Source organism: Sedimentitalea xiamensis (assembly GCF_030164465.1).
GTDB lineage: Bacteria > Pseudomonadota > Alphaproteobacteria > Rhodobacterales > Rhodobacteraceae > Sedimentitalea > Sedimentitalea xiamensis.
On the sequence record NZ_JASNJE010000013.1, the window covers coordinates 14,771 to 31,750 of the forward strand.

General features: G+C 63.3%; 18 protein-coding genes. 7 read left to right on the plus strand and 11 right to left on the minus strand.

The annotated features are described in order from the left end of the window. The first annotated feature begins 89 nt into the window (after positions 1-89). The 7 genes from QO034_RS11770 to QO034_RS11800 all read left to right on the plus strand — a co-directional run bounded on the left by QO034_RS11770 (position 90) and on the right by QO034_RS11800 (position 6,630). Positions 90-1,067: an SPOR domain-containing protein gene (locus QO034_RS11770; RefSeq protein WP_284485734.1), complete on the plus strand. Its 978-nt coding sequence runs from the start codon at positions 90-92 to the stop codon at positions 1,065-1,067. 19 nt (positions 1,068-1,086) lie between these two features. Continuing rightward, the gene (locus tag QO034_RS11775; RefSeq protein ID WP_284485735.1) at positions 1,087-2,244 is read left to right on the plus strand and encodes a D-alanyl-D-alanine carboxypeptidase family protein; all 1,158 of its coding nucleotides are present in this window, start codon (positions 1,087-1,089) and stop codon (positions 2,242-2,244) included. Further along, positions 2,241-2,873 (plus strand): dTMP kinase, encoded by a 633-nt coding sequence (tmk, locus tag QO034_RS11780; RefSeq protein WP_284485736.1) that lies wholly within the window; start codon positions 2,241-2,243, stop codon positions 2,871-2,873. Before QO034_RS11775 ends, tmk begins: the two co-directional genes overlap by 4 nt. Continuing rightward, positions 2,870-4,018 carry a DNA polymerase III subunit delta' gene (locus QO034_RS11785; protein ID WP_284485737.1) on the plus strand — a complete coding sequence of 383 codons (1,149 nt, stop codon included), beginning with the start codon at positions 2,870-2,872 and terminating at the stop codon, positions 4,016-4,018. The genes tmk and QO034_RS11785 overlap by 4 nt, the downstream gene beginning before the upstream one ends. Then, complete coding sequence (locus QO034_RS11790) at positions 4,015-4,821, plus strand: TatD family hydrolase (RefSeq protein ID WP_284485738.1); 807 nt, start codon at positions 4,015-4,017, stop codon at positions 4,819-4,821. The genes QO034_RS11785 and QO034_RS11790 overlap by 4 nt, the downstream gene beginning before the upstream one ends. Further along, positions 4,821-5,618 carry an MBL fold metallo-hydrolase gene (locus tag QO034_RS11795; RefSeq protein ID WP_284485739.1) on the plus strand — a complete coding sequence of 266 codons (798 nt, stop codon included), beginning with the start codon at positions 4,821-4,823 and terminating at the stop codon, positions 5,616-5,618. Before QO034_RS11790 ends, QO034_RS11795 begins: the two co-directional genes overlap by 1 nt. A 79-nt stretch (positions 5,619-5,697) precedes the next feature. Then, positions 5,698-6,630 (plus strand): AEC family transporter, encoded by a 933-nt coding sequence (locus tag QO034_RS11800; RefSeq protein ID WP_284485740.1) that lies wholly within the window; start codon positions 5,698-5,700, stop codon positions 6,628-6,630. Here the strand turns inward: QO034_RS11800 and QO034_RS11805 are convergent. From QO034_RS11805 to QO034_RS11855, 11 genes are all read right to left on the minus strand, one after another. After that, positions 6,627-7,319: an aspartate/glutamate racemase family protein gene (locus QO034_RS11805; RefSeq protein ID WP_284485741.1), complete on the minus strand. Its 693-nt coding sequence runs from the start codon at positions 7,317-7,319 to the stop codon at positions 6,627-6,629. The genes QO034_RS11800 and QO034_RS11805 overlap by 4 nt on opposite strands. Before the next feature lie 261 nt (positions 7,320-7,580). Continuing rightward, positions 7,581-7,841 carry a hypothetical protein gene (locus QO034_RS11810; protein WP_284485742.1) on the minus strand — a complete coding sequence of 87 codons (261 nt, stop codon included), beginning with the start codon at positions 7,839-7,841 and terminating at the stop codon, positions 7,581-7,583. Between the two features lie 486 nt (positions 7,842-8,327). Beyond that, positions 8,328-8,726 carry an IS200/IS605 family transposase gene (tnpA, locus tag QO034_RS11815; protein ID WP_284485743.1) on the minus strand — a complete coding sequence of 133 codons (399 nt, stop codon included), beginning with the start codon at positions 8,724-8,726 and terminating at the stop codon, positions 8,328-8,330. A 194-nt stretch (positions 8,727-8,920) separates the two neighbouring features. Further along, positions 8,921-9,289, minus strand: coding sequence for a cupin domain-containing protein (locus QO034_RS11820; RefSeq protein ID WP_284485744.1), 369 nt, complete (start codon positions 9,287-9,289; stop codon positions 8,921-8,923). Further along, positions 9,286-10,314: a phosphate acetyltransferase gene (pta, locus tag QO034_RS11825; RefSeq protein ID WP_284485745.1), complete on the minus strand. Its 1,029-nt coding sequence runs from the start codon at positions 10,312-10,314 to the stop codon at positions 9,286-9,288. The genes QO034_RS11820 and pta overlap by 4 nt, the downstream gene beginning before the upstream one ends. Positions 10,315-10,325: 11 nt before the next feature. Further along, positions 10,326-11,360, minus strand: coding sequence for a YeiH family protein (locus tag QO034_RS11830; RefSeq protein WP_407696760.1), 1,035 nt, complete (start codon positions 11,358-11,360; stop codon positions 10,326-10,328). Between the two features lie 64 nt (positions 11,361-11,424). Continuing rightward, positions 11,425-13,218 carry a sulfoacetaldehyde acetyltransferase gene (xsc, locus tag QO034_RS11835; RefSeq protein ID WP_284485746.1) on the minus strand — a complete coding sequence of 598 codons (1,794 nt, stop codon included), beginning with the start codon at positions 13,216-13,218 and terminating at the stop codon, positions 11,425-11,427. A gap of 29 nt (positions 13,219-13,247) precedes the next feature. Further along, entirely contained in the window at positions 13,248-14,651 is a 1,404-nt protein-coding gene (locus tag QO034_RS11840) for an NAD(P)/FAD-dependent oxidoreductase (protein WP_284485747.1), read from the minus strand. A gap of 41 nt (positions 14,652-14,692) precedes the next feature. Further along, complete coding sequence (locus tag QO034_RS11845; protein WP_284485748.1) at positions 14,693-15,091, minus strand: nuclear transport factor 2 family protein; 399 nt, start codon at positions 15,089-15,091, stop codon at positions 14,693-14,695. 23 nt (positions 15,092-15,114) lie between these two features. Continuing rightward, positions 15,115-15,624 carry a universal stress protein gene (locus QO034_RS11850; protein ID WP_284485749.1) on the minus strand — a complete coding sequence of 170 codons (510 nt, stop codon included), beginning with the start codon at positions 15,622-15,624 and terminating at the stop codon, positions 15,115-15,117. A 15-nt stretch (positions 15,625-15,639) separates the two neighbouring features. Then, entirely contained in the window at positions 15,640-16,980 is a 1,341-nt protein-coding gene (locus tag QO034_RS11855; protein WP_284485750.1) for a TRAP transporter large permease, read from the minus strand.

Genomic DNA, 16,980 nt, shown 5'->3' on the forward strand with positions numbered 1-16,980 from the left:
CGGCAAAAGCGCGGGACGTGTAGCAAGAACGGCCGGACAACCGGCGGCAGAACGCCTCCTCGAGACGGCACACAGGCAAGGAACGTGAAATGATCCGAAACTCAACCGGCCTTCGGCGATTGTCCAGCCTGACGGCGATGGCAGCCGTCCTTGGCTTGCTCGCGGCTTGCGAGGACGGCACGGGTTTTCTGAAACCGTCGGACACGGACGACTCCGCCGTGGCCGGAACCGGGAAAAAGGCCCGCCAGACGGGCGACGGCGTCGAAGCGCCCGACGTATTTCAAGTCACCGAAGCAGCCCTTTGGGATGGCCGCCCGTCGCTGGGCGGCGTCTGGGTCGCCCATCCGGACGTGACTGACCCCCAGCGCGTCATCATCCGCAACACGGCCAACGACACCTCGGTGATCGGCGCCCTTTTCCGGCGCGAACGCGACATCCCCGGCCCGCGCATCCAGGTGTCGTCGGACGCGGCCGAGGCGCTGTCGATGCTGGCGGGGGCGCCGGTTCAACTGAATGTAACCGCCCTTGTCCGCGAACCGGCGGAACCGGATGTCGAAAACGCCATTTCTGCCGAAGAAACCCCGTCTGCCGAGGAAACAGAACCGCATCGGACCGCCGCAACAGCGCCGATCGCGACCTCGGTCGAAGCCGGCGAAACGGCGACCCCGGCAGAAATCGCATCCGAAACGCCGGAACCCGCGCGCAAGAACGGGTTCCGCTGGCCCTGGGCAAAGCCCAAACCGGCCGAAACGGCTCCGCTGGCAACGACCGCCGGCGTCACCGGCGCAGCGACCGTCGTGGCCAGCGAATTGCCTCCGGCGGCCGCTTCGGACCTGGACCAGCCTTTCATTCAGGTCGGCATCTTCGGCCAGGAAGACAATGCCGACCGCGCCGCGACGAAGATCCGCAATGCCGGGATGACTCCGACCGTCTATGAACGGGAGAGCGGTGGAAAGACGTTCTGGCGGGTTCTGGTCGGTCCGTCCCGAACGGAAGCCGAACAGGCCAGCCTTCTGAACAAGGTCCGGGAAACGGGTTTTCCCGACGCCTACACCGTAACCAACTGACAAAGGAGAAACCTTGGCAATGTCCGCATTCCGACGTTTTCTCGCAGCCTTGCTGTTCTGCCACCTGCCGCTCACCGCGCAGGCCTTCGACACCACGGCCACCTCGGCCTTCGTCATTGACCAGACGACGGGCACCGTGTTGCTGGCCAAGAACGCCGACGAGCCGTTGCCGCCGGCGTCCATGTCCAAGCTGATGACGCTCTACATGCTGTTTGACGCGCTGCGCGACAACCGCGTCAGCCTTGGCGAACAGTTCAGCGTCTCCACCAGGGCCAAGAACATGGGCGGATCGACCATGTTTCTCAACGAACTGGACCGGCCAACCGCCGACGAGCTGATCCAGGGAATCATCGTTTCCTCGGGCAATGACGCGACGGTCGTCGTCGCCGAGGGCCTGGCCGGGTCCGAAGAGGCCTTTGCCCAGCAGATGACCGAAAAGGCCAAGCAACTGGGCATGACCCACTCGACCTTCGCCAATGCCTCGGGCTGGCCCCATCCCTACCAGCGGATGAGCATGCGCGATCTCGGCATCCTCGCACAGCACCTGATCGAGGAATTTCCCGAGTTCTACCAGTATTTCCAGCAGACCGAATTCAACTACAAGGACCGCTCTCCGGCCAACCGGTTCAACCGCAACCCGCTTCTGGGGTTGGGCATCGGCGCGGACGGGCTGAAAACCGGCCACACGCAGGAAGCCGGCTATGGCCTCGTGGGGTCCGCGAAACAAGGCGACCGGCGGGTGATATTTGTGCTGTCCGGCCTGCCAAGTCAGGAGGCCCGGACGCAGGAATCCGAAGCCGTCGTTAACTGGTCGTTTCGCGACTTTGTCGAAAAGACAATCGCCGCCGCCGAAACCCCGATCGCCCAGGCCGATGTCTGGATGGGAGCACAACAATCGGTAGGTTTGGTGCCGCAGGAAGACGTGACCGTGCTGCTGCCGGCATTGAACGATGAAACGGTCCAGGCCGAGATCGTTTACCAGGGGCCCTTCGACGCGCCGATCCAGAAGGGCGACATGCTGGCCGAACTGGTCGTCAAGCCGGAAGGATTGCCCGAATTCCGCCGGCCGCTGGTGGCGGCGGAAGATGTTCCCAACGGCGGCTTCATGGTCAAGGTCAAGACCGCGGCCAGGCATCTGATCACCCGGTTCGCCAACGGTCCGTCGGAGGCGATGTGACAGGCGCATCCTCCGGCCGGTTCATCACCTTCGAAGGCATCGACGGATCGGGCAAGTCGACTCAGGCCCGGCTTCTGGCGCAGGCGCTGCGTGACGCTGGGCAGGACGTTGTGCTGACCCGTGAACCCGGCGGATCGCCCGGCGCGGAGGAAATCCGCCGGCTGGTGCTGGAAGGCGACCCGGACCGCTGGTCCGCGGAAACCGAAATCCTGCTGTTCACCGCCGCGCGCCGCGACCACATGGAACGGCTGATCCTGCCGGCGCTCACGGCTGGAAAGGTGGTGATCTGCGACCGTTTCGCCGACAGCACACGCATGTATCAGGGCCTGTCGCGCGGCGATCTTCGGGCCCTCGTGGACACGCTGCACGATCTGATGATCGGGCGCGAACCCGACCTGACCCTGCTGATCGACATGGACCCGGCGCTTGGGCTTGAGCGCGCGCGCCAAAGGCAGGGCGCCGAAGAACGGTTCGAAGATTTCGGCCCGGAGCTGCAAAGCAGGATGCGTGCCGGGTTTCTCGCGCTGGCCCGCGAACACGCCGCCAGGTTCCGGGTAATCGACGGCAACCGAGCGATCGACGCCGTCGCCGCCGACGTGCTGGCCTGCGCCGCCCCTGCCCCGGCATGAGCGAAGACCATCCCCTCCCCGACCAGGTTCCCGGCGCGCCGCATCCGCGCGAAACCCGGACCCTTTTCGGGCAGGACGCCGCCCAGGATGCGTTTCTCGAAGCGTTCAATTCCGGCCGGATGCATCACGCCTGGCTGCTGACCGGCCCGCGCGGCGTCGGAAAGGCGACCCTGGCCTGGCGCATGGCCAGGTTCTTGCTCGCGACGCCCCCCGCCGCCGGTGCCGGATTGTTCGGTGCGCCCCTTCCGGCCACATCGCTGGACATTGACCCGGAACATCCGGTCGCTCGCCGCATTCTCGCCGGAGCAGAGCCGGGACTGGCCGCCATTACCCGCACGGTCAACGAGAAAACCGACCGGATGCGCAACGAGATCGTGGTCGAGGACATCCGCCGCCTGTCGCGTTTTTTCGGCCTGTCCGCCGCGGATGGCGGGCATCGCGTCGTTATCGTGGACGACGCGGATGAAATGAACACATCGGCGGCCAATGCGCTGCTGAAGATGCTGGAAGAACCCCCGGCCCGCACCACTCTTCTTCTGGTGTCGCATCAGCCTTCGGGGCTTCTGCCGACGATCCGGTCCCGCTGCCGCACCCTGCGCCTGCGCCCGCTGGATACCGGCGGCATGCAGTCCGCGCTGGCGCAGATCGGGCTGGAAACGCCCCGCTCTGCCGACGAACTGGTGCATCTGGCCACGCTGGCCTCCGGATCGGTCGGCGCGGCGCTGCGATTGATCAATCTTGGCGGGTTGCAGACCTACAGCGAACTGGTTGCGATTCTCTCTTCGCTGCCCCGGCTCGACCGGGTCCAGGCGCTCGCCCTGGCCGATGCGGCGGCGGCGCGTGGCGCATCGGACCGTTTTGATCTGCTCCTGACCCTCATCGACATCCTGCTGGTCCGGCTGGCACGCACCGGGGCGAGCGGCACTGCCCCGCTCCCCGAAGCCGCGGCGGGCGAAGCGGCGGTGCTCGCACGCCTGTCGGACACCGTCCGCATGGGACGGTCCTGGGCCGATATCGCGGCGACGATCACCGCGCGCGGCCGCCACGGGCAAGCGGTCAACCTTGACCCCGCCGCGCTGGTCCTAGATACGGTTTTCAAGATTCAGGAAACTGCGGCGGGCGCCCCCCGCGCCCCGAGGCCATGACCGACACACCCGAAATCACCGACAGCCACTGCCACCTCGATTTCCCCGATTTCGACGGCCACCTGGACCAGATCATCGCCAATGCCGCTGCAGCCGGCGTCACGCGCATGGTCACGATCTGCACCCGTTTGCGCAATGAACCCGCCGTGCGCGCCATCGCGGAGGCGCATGCCCCTGTGTTCTATGCCGCCGGCACCCACCCGATGAGCGCGGCGCAGGAACCGCTGGCCACGGTCGACGAACTGATCGCGCTGGCCCGGCACCCGAAATGCGTCGGGATCGGAGAGACCGGGCTGGACTATCATTACACGGCCGACAGCGCCGAGATCCAGCAGCACAGCCTGCGCCGCCATATCGCGGCGGCCCGCGACACCGGCCTGCCGCTCATCATCCATGCACGCGATGCCGACGCTGACATTGCCCGCATCCTGACCGAAGAACACCGCAATGGCGCCTATTCATGCGTCATGCATTGCTTTTCCTCGGGTGCCGGTCTGGCCCGCGCGGCGCTCGACCTTGGGTTCTACCTGTCGATGTCGGGAATCGCCGCCTTTCCCAAGAGCCAGGAGTTGCGGGACATCTTCGCAGCCGCCCCGATCGACCGCATTCTCGTGGAAACCGACGCGCCTTACCTGGCGCCGCCGCCCCATCGCGGCAAACGCAATGAACCCGCGTATACCGCGCACACGGCCCGCAAGGGCGCCGAGGTCTTCGGCCTCAGCTACGCCGAATTCGCCGCCCGGACCCAGGAGAATTTCGACCGGTTGTTCTCCAAGGCGGCCCGGTTCGAGGCCGCCGCCTGATGACCGACCTGCGGTTCACCATTCTCGGCTGCGGCTCCTCCGGCGGTGTGCCGCGCCTTGGCGGGCATTGGGGCGATTGCGATCCGAACAATCCGAAGAACCGCCGCCGCCGCTGCTCCATGCTGGTGGAACGCGACGGGCCTGACGGCACCACCAGCGTTCTGATCGATACCTCGCCGGACCTGCGCAGCCAGTTGCTGGACACCGGCACCGGACGGCTCGACGGGGTGGTCTATACCCACGGCCACGCGGACCATGTCCATGGCATAGACGACCTGCGGATGATCGTGTTCAATATGCGCGCCCGTGTGCCCGTCTGGGCCGATGGCGACACCCAGAACGACCTGATCAGCAAGTTCGGCTATGCCTTTGTCCAGCCCAAGGGGTCGCCCTATCCGCCGATCCTCAGGCTGAACACCATCGACGGCCCGTTCGAGATCGACGGTCCCGGAGGACCGGTGCCCTTTCACCCCGTCAAGGTCGGACACGGCTCCATAGACGCGCTCGGCTTCCGCATCGGACGCCTGGCCTATCTGCCCGACGTGGCTGAAATCTATGACGACTCCTGGGCGGAACTCCAGGATCTGGACTGCTGGATCGTCGATGCCTTGCGCCGAACACCGCATCCCACGCACGCGCATCTGGCGCAGTCGCTGGACTGGATCGAGCGGGCGAAACCCAAGCAAGCAATTCTGACCAACATGCATATCGACATGGATTTCGACACCGTGACCGCGGAAACGCCGGACCATGTAAGCTGCGCCTACGACGGTCTGACCCTGACCGTGCCGATGTGAGTACCGCCATCCGCCTCACCTGTTCGCACATATCCGGGCTGGAGCATCCCTCCAACGGTGCAACATATGACGGAATCCCATGTTCCAGACCCTGATCGATGTTATTCTGCCGGTTTTCCTGGTCATCGGCGCCGGCTATGCGGCAACCCGCACGCGGTTCTTCAACGATCTGCAGATCGACGCGCTGATGCGTTTTACCCAGCAGTTCGCGATTCCCTGCCTGCTGTTCCGCGCCATCGCCCATATCGACCTGTCCGCCGGATTCGACCCGCGTCTTCTCGCGAGCTTCTACACCGGGGCGGCCCTGTGTTTCCTGCTCGGTATCGCCGGCGGACGCCTGTTCTTCCGGCGCGACTGGGAAGACTGCATCGCCATCGGCTTCTGCTGCCTGTTCTCGAACTCCGTGCTGCTCGGTCTGCCGATCACCGAACGCGCCTATGGCCCGGACAGTCTGACTGGCAACTACGCGATCATCGCGTTTCATGCGCCTTTCTGCTACGCGCTCGGGATCACGTCGATGGAAATCGTGCGCAACCGCGGCGCTGGCGGGTTGGGAACCCTGCGCGCCACCTTCAGCGCGATGTTCCGCAACGTGCTGATCTTGGGTATCGGTCTCGGGTTCATCTTCAATGTCACCGGTTTGCCCATCCCCGGCGTCATCGACGACGCGCTCGGCCTGATCATCCGCGCCGCGCTGCCCTGCGCCCTCTTCGCACTTGGCGGGTTGCTCGTGCAATACCGTCCCGAAGGCGACCTGCGCACCATCGCCTATGTCTGCATGATTTCGCTTATGATCCACCCGGCCCTGGTCTGGGCCTTTGGCAAGTCTCTCTCGCTGCAACAGGACCTGTTTCGCTCGGCAATTCTGAACGCATCCATGGCGCCCGGAGTCAATGCCTATATCTTCGCAAACATGTATGGACGGGCCAAACGGGTAGCCGCTTCTTCGGTGCTGATCGCCACGGGCAGTTCGGTCTTCACGATCTGGATGTGGCTCACTCTCCTGAATTAACCAAAGGCCGGCGGTGCCAGCCCGGACTGGAACCAGTTGAGGAAACTGACGATCGAATAGACCGGCAAACCCGTGTCTGCGGCGATATCCGCCGCAAAGGGCCCCATGTTCGTGCACTCCAGCACGATTGCCCCAAGGTCCGGATGCGCCGCCGCAAGCGACCGGGCGGCAGCGACATTGTCCCGCCGCGCCAGGTTCACGTCCAGTTCGAACCGGTTTTCCAGGATCGCACGGGTGAATTCCCGCCCGCCTTCCGTCGTCCCGATCGGGGTGTCGTCGGGCACGTTGGCCTTCGCCAGAAGTTCGGCCGTCAGCGTCGATGCGCAGATCGTCAGAATCCCCGCGCGCTGTCCAGCCGGCAGAACCCGGTTCACCATCTCGACCTGCATCAGAGACGACGTGGCGACCGGCACCGAAAGCGCCACCGCCAATTCGTCCTGAAACATCGACAGGAAGCCGCAGGTCGTGGTTATCCCCGTCGCGCCGTCCCTGACCAGTTCACGGCCGGCATCTATGAAAGGCCCCAGAAGATCCGGATCTTGCCGCATCACGACCCGATCGGGAGTGGCGCCGCGGACAATACCGTAGCGGACAGGGAACGGCCATGTTGCCGGATTGCCCACATCCCCCGGAAGGCGCGGAAACCGAGAATCCAGCATCAGAATGCCGACAGTTGCCTCAGGCTTCATTGTTCCACCAGGAATCCTTGGCAGGCGGCCGGCCGCCGGCCATGACCCGACCGGAAACAGACCGGCCAGGATCAAGCAGGTCAGAACGCTGCCCCAAGATCAACCCCTGTTGGCAGGAGATTGGCCGCGCGCCGGCCCTGTCCTGATATCAGGGCTGGGACAAAAGGCCTTCGGCGCGCCACCCGTCACCAGCGAAGGGGTGCCACGAAAGATCCCGTGGCAACCCCGTTCAGGCCGAAAAACCAAAGCCCGGCCGTCAGATCATACGCCCAGGGAAGCCGTCGCGCCGGCCCCGGCCATCCAGAGCCGTTCGCCGTCTTTCAGCTTCATGGCCTGACTCAGGTAGGGCAGCAGTGGATGGCCCTGCGAAATGGCGACAGCAGGTTTCAGGTTGTTCGTGGTCAGCGTCCAGGTGACGACCCGACCGCCCGTATTGCTCAGAATGACGTCCGTTTCCCCGGCGGCCGTGTACCGGTTGACGGCATCCCAGGTGTCCAGCAGAGTATATGCAGTTGTGGCCATGTCTAATCCTTCGGATCAAAGCCCTGTAAGGACTTGCGGTTGAGTGCGCGACCACAGGCATATGGTCCGCGTCACGGTCCATGGGGTATACAGGGCCATAGTTCAGTCATCCGCTAACCGCGCGCCCGCGCCGTTAACACTTGGTCAATCCGCCGAACAAGTTCGCTGAACGGCAGCAGTTTTGTCGTTGCATCTTCGTACTGCGAGCGCCGGGACGACAAATAGAACCTTCGGAAGCCCGTTGCCCCAAGCGGCATCGCCAAGCGACGCTCCCTCATGCCAAGATCCGGAAAGTCGCACGGAAGAAAGCGCTCCTGAACAATTTCATCGCCTTTCACAGCGACGAATTTCAAGCCGAATCAATGAAATCAATCGATTTCGTTCCGGGCATAAAATCCGAAACCCGGTGATAATATGCGATCCGATCTTCGGCGACGAAAACCCGGAGATGTAAAGTGAACGACACACCGGCTGACGCCGGTGTCATCATTTTGCGGAATGTAATTCCAGGTACTGCATGATGATGTCGTCGGTAACGTTGCCCGAGGTGGTCGAGAAATATCCGCGCGCCCGGAAGCGCCTGCCCCGGTACCGTTTGCGCAGTTCGGGGAACTCCATCTGGATGCGCCGTGAGGAGCGGCCCTTGATCCGCTGCATGACATCCGACAGCGAGAGTTTCGGCGGGATCGACAGGAACATGTGGACGTGGTCTCGCGCCAGTACGCCGCGCACGATGTGAACGCCCATTTCGTCACAGGTCTGCCGGATGATCTGCCGGATACGCTCGCGCATCGGTCCCTGAAGAACCGCGTAACGGTATTTCGTGACCCACAGGACATGGAACCTGTGGTAAAATCGCGTGTGCGCGGATGACGCGTAACGCATGATCTCTCCTCCTGGATTTTGAAATCGTACCGCCTCCGCGGGTTTCAAAATCCAGGAGGAGAGATCAGCAATATAGTTGCTGAAGCGGACCGGCTGGAAGCCGGTGGTTTATCTCCAATAGGTGGAAAATAAAAAAATCCTGGCATCGCCGTCAGGTTTGCTGCGGCTTGGGGACCGGCAATCGCCGAGCGGTATCAGTCCTCGTCGCGGGTCAGAATTACGAAATGCTTTTCGGTGGTTTCCATGACTTCCCAGTAGCCGCGAAATCCATCGGGGATGAGAAAGCTGCTGCCTGCAGTAAATTCCCGCCGCGTGCCATCTTCGTGGATCAGAGCACAGCGTCCGCTCAGGATATAGCAGTATTCGTCACGGTTCGTGAAAGCCCGCCATTTTCCAGGTGTTGAAATCCACTGCCCGACACGCAGTCGTCCGCTCCCATCAGAATAGTGCAGCGCAATCTTCTGTTCTGGATCCCCCTCCAGGACGCGGCCCTCTTCGTCTGCCAGCCGCCGGGTCTGGACGGTTTTGGCGTCGGCGTTCAGGTCGATGATGTGCCGGGTCATGCCGTGGTCTCCGGATCACGCTGCTGCGCCGCATCCGCCTGCGCCGCCGTCACGGCGATCATGTGCAGGATGTCTTCGGACGAACAGCCGCGCGACAGATCGTTGGCGGGCTTGGCCAAGCCTTGAAGAATCGGTCCGATCGCAACAGCACCGCCGACCCGCTGAGCGATCTTGTAAGCGATGTTGCCGCTTTCGAGGTTCGGAAAGATGAACACGTTGGCCTCGCCCTTGAGCGGCGAATCCGCCGCCTTGGCGGAGGCCACTCCCGGTTCAAAAGCGGCATCGAACTGCAACTCGCCGTCGATAAGAAGGTTCGGATAGGCCGCCTTCGCCCGTGCCGTCGCCTCGACGACCTTGGAAACCGACGCATGGCTGGCGCTGCCGCGGGTGGAAAAGGACAACATCGCAACACGCGGCGTCTCGCCGGTCAGATCGGTCAGCGACTGTGCCGACGCCCCCGCGATCAGCGCCATTTCCGTGGCATCCGGGTCGATGACCAGCCCGCTGTCGGCAAAGACATGCGCGCCTTTCTTGCTGTGATGGCTGGCGCAGAACAGCATCAGGAAAAAGCTCGATACCAGGTTCGCATCCTTGTGCGGACCGATCACCTGGATCGCGGTGCGCACGATGTCGGCGGTGGGCGCGACGGCCCCGCCGATGGTGCCATCCGCATGTCCGGCAGCGACCAGAGCCGCGGCATAGACATGCGGGTCGCACACGGCCTCACGCGCCAGCTCCGGCGTCACGCCCTTGCGCTTGCGTTTCTCGTGATACAGCGCCGCCAGTTCGTCGCGCAGGGGCGAATCGACCGGGTCGTGGATCTCGATCCCCGGCAGGATCTCGTTCCCGGCCCTGGCAAATGCCGACTCTACCTCGGCGCGCGGACCGACCAGAATCAGGCGCGCGATCTTTCTCGCGCGAGCCTGGACCGCCGCTTCCACAACACGTGGGTCGGCGCCTTCGCTCAGAACGATCAGACGTTCCGACTTGGCTGCGTTGACCAGCAGCATTTCAAGGGGTTTCATCGGATGCCTCCTCAGTGTCCAAGCAGCGCCACGCCGGCCAGCACCAGCACCGCGATAAAGATGGTTTCCGCCACGATCAGGAAAATCGCCTGCCCGCCCACGTCCAGAATGCGCTTGAGCGAGGTCTTCATGCCGACCGCCGCGATCGAGATCAGCAGCGCCCACCGCGACAGGCTGGACATCGCGTCCGACACCATCGCCGGGATCAGGCCGAAGGAGTTCAGCGTCGCGAAGAACAGAAAGCCGATCACGAAGAACGGCAGCAGCGGCGGTCGCTTGCCGTCGGTTTCGCCCTCCTGCGCATATCGGCGCACCGTCAGCGAGATCACCAGAACCACCGGCGCCAGCATCGCGACCCGGATCAGCTTGACAAGAGTCGCGACTTCGCCGGTTTCCTCCGAGACCGAGAACCCGGCCCCGACCACCTGCGCCACATCATGAATGGTGCCGCCCAGGAAGACGCCCGCCACCTCGTCGGTGAACTCGAAGGTCTGGGCCAGAATAGGATAGGCGATCATCGCCACGGTGGACAGCACAGTGACCGACAGGACGGTGAAGATCAGATTGCGTTCGGAATGTTCGTTGCGCGGCAGAACGGCGGAAATCGCCATCGCCGCCGAAGCGCCGCAGATCGCCACCGACCCGCCGGTCAGAAGACCGAAACGCCAGCCGCGCCCCAGAAGCCGCGCGCCCAGCAAACCGAAACCGATGGTCAGCACAACGCCCGCGATCACCAGTCCGATCAGGTCGGCGCCCAGCCCGATCATCAGTTCGGCGCTGATCCGCACGCCCAACAGAGCGACGCCGATGCGCAAAACCGTACGCGCGGTGAATTCGATGCCCGGTTTGCATGGGCCTTCTTCGGCGAGAAAGTGGAACGCGATGCCCAGCAACAGCGCCAACAGCATCGCCGGAGCGCCGTAATGTTCGGATATGAACTGCGCGGCAATCGCGATGACCGCGGCCACCAGGAAACCTGGCATGCGGTGTTGCATGCCCTCGCGCAGCTTGAAGAATGCCGTCTTCGGGGCCAGGGAGAGTTCCATGACGCACCTCGCAGTTGAAATGAGGATGGATCCCGGCCTCAGCAAGAGGCCGGGACCGGAGGGGTTACTCGGCAGCGACGCCAGCCTTTTGCGATCGCATGTCGGCCTTGTTGATGCCTGCGACGGCGACAGGTTTCTTCATGGCGTCGCGGCGGAAGGGATCGCCGAGTTCCTGGTTGATCATGGCTTCGATCAGCGTGGTGACGCCGTTCTCCATCTGGTCCTTGATCGCCTGGTTCAGCGCAGCGGTCAGCTCTTCCTGGGTGCGGGCAACCACGCCCTTGAGTCCGCAGGCATTTGCGATCCCCGCGTAGGACACGCCTTCATCCAGCTCGGTGCCGACGAAATTGTCGTCGAACCACAGCGTCGAGTTGCGCTTCTCCGCGCCCCACTGGTAGTTGCGGAAGACGATCTGGGTGATCGCGGGCCACTCGCCGCGTCCGATAGCCGTCAGTTCATTGACCGAGATGCCGAAGGCGCCGTCACCGGCAAAACCGACCACGGGAACGTCCGGGCAGCCGATCTTGGCACCGACGATGGATGGCAGGCCGTAGCCGCAGGGACCGAAGAGGCCCGGCGCCAGGTACTTGCGGCTTTCGTTGAACGACGGATAGGCGTTGCCGATCGCGCAGTTGTTGCCGATGTCGGAGCTGATGATCGCCTCAACCGGGAGAGCCGCCTGGATGGCGCGCCAAGCCATGCGGGGGCTCATCCAGTCAGGTTTCGCGGCCCGCGCGCGGACGTTCCAGTCGGTGCCGGGATCGTCCTGCTCCTCGTTCATCGAGGTGAGTTCCTGCGCCCAAGCGGATTTCGTGGTGGCGATGGTGTTTTTACGCTCCGCACGGTCGATGTCACCGGCCGTGTCCGCCAGTTTGGCGGTGATGCCCTTCGCAACCTTTGCCGCATCGCCGACGATACCGACGCTGACCTTCTTGGTCAGGCCGATGCGGTCCGGGTTGATGTCGACCTGGATGATCTTGGCATCCGAGGGCCAGTAGTCGATGCCATAGCCAGGCAGCGTCGAGAACGGGTTCAGTCGCGTGCCCAGGCACAACACCACATCCGCCTTGCTGATCAGCTGCATCCCAGCTTTGGAGCCGTTGTAGCCCAGAGGTCCGGCAAAGAGCGGGTGGTTCCCCGGGAACGCGTCATTGTGCTGATAGCCCACGCAGACAGGCGCATCCAGACGCTCGGCCAGAATGCGTGATGCCTCGATCCCGCCTTCCGAAAGGACGGCACCGGCGCCATTCAGAATGACCGGGAACTTCGCGTTGCTGAGCATTTCAGCCGCCTGCGAAACCGCCGTCTCGCCGCCCTGCGGCAGTTCGAAATCCACGATCACCGGCAGGTCGATGTCGATGACCTGTGTCCAGAAATCGCGCGGGATGTTGATCTGCGCCGGTGCGGAGGCGCGCTTGGCCTGCATGATGACACGGTTCAGCGTCTCGGCGATCCGGCTGGGGTCGCGCACCTCTTCCTGATAGGCAACGCAATCGGCGAACAGGTTCATCTGTTCCATCTCCTGGAAGCCACCCTGACCGATGGTCTTGTTCGCGGCCTGCGGCGTCACCAGCAGCACCGGCGTGTGATTCCAGTAGGCGGTCTTTACCGCCGTCACGAAGTTGGTGATCCCGGGGCCGTTCTGCGCGATCATCATCGACATCCGGCCGGTCGCACGTGTGAACCCGTCCGCCATCATGCCGCCCGAGGTTTCATGCGCGCAGTCCCAGAAGGTAATGCCCGCGTCGGGAAAGATGTCGGAAATCGGCATCATGGCCGACCCGATGATCCCGAACGCATTATCGATGCCGTGCATCTGAAGCGTTTTGACAAAGGCTTCTTCGGTGGTCATTTTCATTTTGTAACTCCTTGAGTTCATTGGTGAAGTCAGATGACTTCGTCGTTGAGATAGTACCAGAGATAGGCGAAGCGCTGGCCCAGACGCCTGAATGGCGTCAGAACGCCGTGGCTCGGCAGAGGCGAGGTGAAGATCGGCAGATCGAACGCTTCGGTTTTCTTGCCCGCGACGAGCTGCGCCATACGCCGTCCGGCCTGGGCCGAATACATGACGCCGTTGCCGCCATAGCCCATCGCGTAGAAGATCCGCGTGCGTGGATCCGGCTGCACGATGCGCGGCATCATGTCGTGGCTGACATCCACCCATCCCCACCAGGAATAGTCGAGACTAATGCCGTCGAGCGCCGGGAACTTGCGCGCCAATCCCTTGCGCAGCAGGTTCAGGTGCTTCTCGTTCTCGGCATCGCGCCCGGTCAGCGCGCTGCGGCTGCCGATCTGCACCCGGTTGTCCGGCAGCAGCCGATAGTAGTGGCGCAGGGTCCGCGTATCGGTCAGCGGCGACGTCACCTTGATGCCGCACTCATCCAGTTCGGACTGTGTCAGCGGGCGTGTCACCATCGAGTTGGACAAGATCGGCATCAGGCGATGCTTGGTGCGCTTGTGCAGCCCGACCGGGGTGTAACCGGCGGTCGCGATAGTCACCGACTTCGTCTTCACGATGCCACCAGGCGTACGCAGGTAGTGCCAGTCGCCCTGTTGCTGCCAGCCCATCACCGGGCTCGCCGTGTGGACCCGCGCGCCGAGCCGCCGCGCCATGCGCAGATAGCCATAGGCCAGCTTGGCAGCGTGGATGCAGGTTCCGTCCGGTTCCCAGAGGGCTCCGGCGGCTTCCTGGTCACGCACATGGTTCTCGTGCAGTTCCTCGCGCGACAGGATCTTCGCGCCATAGCCGAATGTTTCGTTGAGAACGGCACATTCGCTCTTGAGGCCGGCCATGACCTTGTCGCGGTGGGCGATGTAGTAATGTCCGCCCGGCTGCGGATCGCAGTTGATGTCGTCATCAGCGATCAGGTGGTTGAAAAGGTCAAACGCCTCGGAAACCTCGCGGTGCATGCCCCGCGCCACGTCGACGCCCCAGCGCTTGATCCACTGCGACCGCTTGAGCCGCCCCGACGAGATCTGCGCCTGTCCGCCATTGCGGGTGGAACAGCCCCAGGCGACGCTGTTGGCTTCCAGCACCACGGGCTGCATGCCGTGATCCTTGGCGAGGTGAATGGCAGTGCTCAGCCCGGTATAACCCGAACCGATGACCACGACATCCGCTTCCATATCAGCGGTGACGGGTCCGTCGTCTTCCGGTGCTGTGCCGCCGGTCCCGATCCAATAGGTCGGGGCCGGTTCGCGATTATGGCCCGGTCCAGCATCCTGGATCGGATCGTATTTGGGATCATAGCTAGCTTTCGGCCAGCTCAGAGGGATCGAGCCGTCTGGCATTGTCTTGTCCTCTTGAAAACCGGGGAACCGGGGGGTTGCGATTAGGCCTTGAAGGCGGGGCGGGATTTGCGCAGGGCCTGCTTGACGACGATCTTGCCGTCCTTCAGCGTGAACAGGTCGGCGCCTTCGGCCTCGATGCGCATGCCGTCGGCATCGGTGCCTGAGAATGTCCATTCCGACACCGCGCGGTCGCCATGCACGAAATGCGAATGGTGGTCCCAGTGAGCGTCCTTCATGCCGGCCCAGACGGCCGAGAAGGCGGCGGCGATGGCGTCTGCGCCTTCTACCTTGTTGCCATACTTGTGCTCGCCGCCGACGGTGTAGAACACGCAGTCATCGGCGAAATGGGTCATCACGCCATCGATGTCGTGCCGGTTGAAGGCGTCGAACGTATCGGCGAGGTCCTGGGCGGTCAGGGTCTTGTCAAGGGTTTGGGTCATGTCGGTCTCTTTCGGTTTGAGTGTCATTTCGACGGGGTTTCGGGATCGTCCCGGTAGGGAATGATGAGGGTCGGAATGTCGGAGCGGCGCAGAACCCGCTTGGCGACGGTCCCGAGGAAGGTGTGAGTCAGGCCGTGATCATGCGCACCCATCACGATCAGATCGCAGCCCAGTTCCTTGGCACGGCGCAGGATCACCTCGGCCGGGTAGCCATCGGTCACTTCCACCGATGTCACCAGGTCGCGGACCTTGCGGTCCTCGCCCTCGAATACCGCCCAGAAGCGCGCCTGGCGCTCTTCCAGCACCCTGCGCACCATCTCGTGACGCCGCTGCGTCGCGGTCTGGCGCGCCTCTTCGTTCAGAACGAACAGGTCGAAGGTGATCTTGGCGTCTTCCGACACCGGCTCGTTGACATGCAGCACGTGGATGTCCGCGCCCATCGCCTGGGCGATGCTGGCCGTGTGCTTCAGCGCGAAGGTCGAGTTGTGAGTCAGGTTGGTGGCGAACAGGATGTTCGTGATCGACGGTGTCATGATGCGGGCCTTTCCTCAGTATCCGAGCAATCGCGGCAGCCAAAGCGACAGCTCCGGCACGTAGGCGATGATGAAGATGGCGATGGTGTTGATCGCGGCGAAAGGCAGAGCGCGCAGCGAGATTTCCTCGATCGTGATGTTGGAAATGCCTGACGCGATGAACAGGTTTTCCCCCAGCGGCGGCGTCTGGAACCCGATGCCGAGCGCACAGACCATGACCACACCGAAATGGATCGGATCGATTCCCACGCTATAGGCCACCGGCAGCATCACCGGCACCAGGATCAGGATCGTCGCCAGCGTTTCCATGAACATGCCCACGAAGAGCAGGAAGAAGATGATCAGCGCCCAGATGATGTAGATGTTCGTGGTCACGCTCAGCATCGAATCCGCGATGATCGCCGGAATTTGGTTTTCGACCAGCAGACGCCCGAAGACGGTCGCGGTGAACAGGATCAGCAGCACGCGTCCGGTCAGCCAGGTGGTGGCTTCGAGCGAGCGGAACAGCGCGCTCCACGTCAGTTCGCGATAGATCACCACGCCCACGACAAGGGTATAGGCGATTGCGACGATGGCGGCTTCGGTCGGGGTGAAGAAACCGGTATAGATACCGCCCAGGATCACCAGCGGCGCCATCAGCGACCAGAAGCCCTTGTAGAGCTGTGTTCCGATCAGCTGAAGCGACCAGCCTTCGGCACTGCCGGAATAGCCGCGCTTCTTGGCCAGCAGGTAGTTCATGAACAGAAGCGACGAGGCGATCAGGAAGGCCGGCACGAAGCCCGCGATGAACAGCTTGGAGATCGACACCGACTGGAAGGTGCCGTGTTCGGCCACGGCTTCGGCCGGCGGCGCCATGCCAAGCGCGGCGATGCCGAAGATCACCATCGGGATTGAGGGCGGAATGACGATGCCCAGCCCGCCGGAGGAGGCGGTGACAGCCGAGGCATAGCCTTTGTCATAGCCCCGATTGATCATCGCCGGGATCATCAGCATGCCGACGGCGGCAGTGGTCGCCGGACCCGAGCCCGAGATCGCTCCGAAGAACAGGCAGGCCATGACGGTGGCCGCCGAGATGCCGCCGGTGAATGGCCCGGCAAAGCTCTCCGCGACGTTGATCAGCCGCTTGGAAATGCCCGCCGCTTCCATCAGCGCCCCGGCCAGGATGAAGGCGGGCAGCGCCATCAGCGGGAACGAGCCCACCGAGGTAAAGGCGATCTGGACGAATTTTAGCGGGTTTTCCCCGAGATAGAGAAAGGACACCAGCGAGGACACCCCCAGCGCAACGGTGATCGGGGCACCGATCAGCAACAGCAGCAGGAACGATCCGAACAGGATGGTTGTGATTTCGGCTTCCAT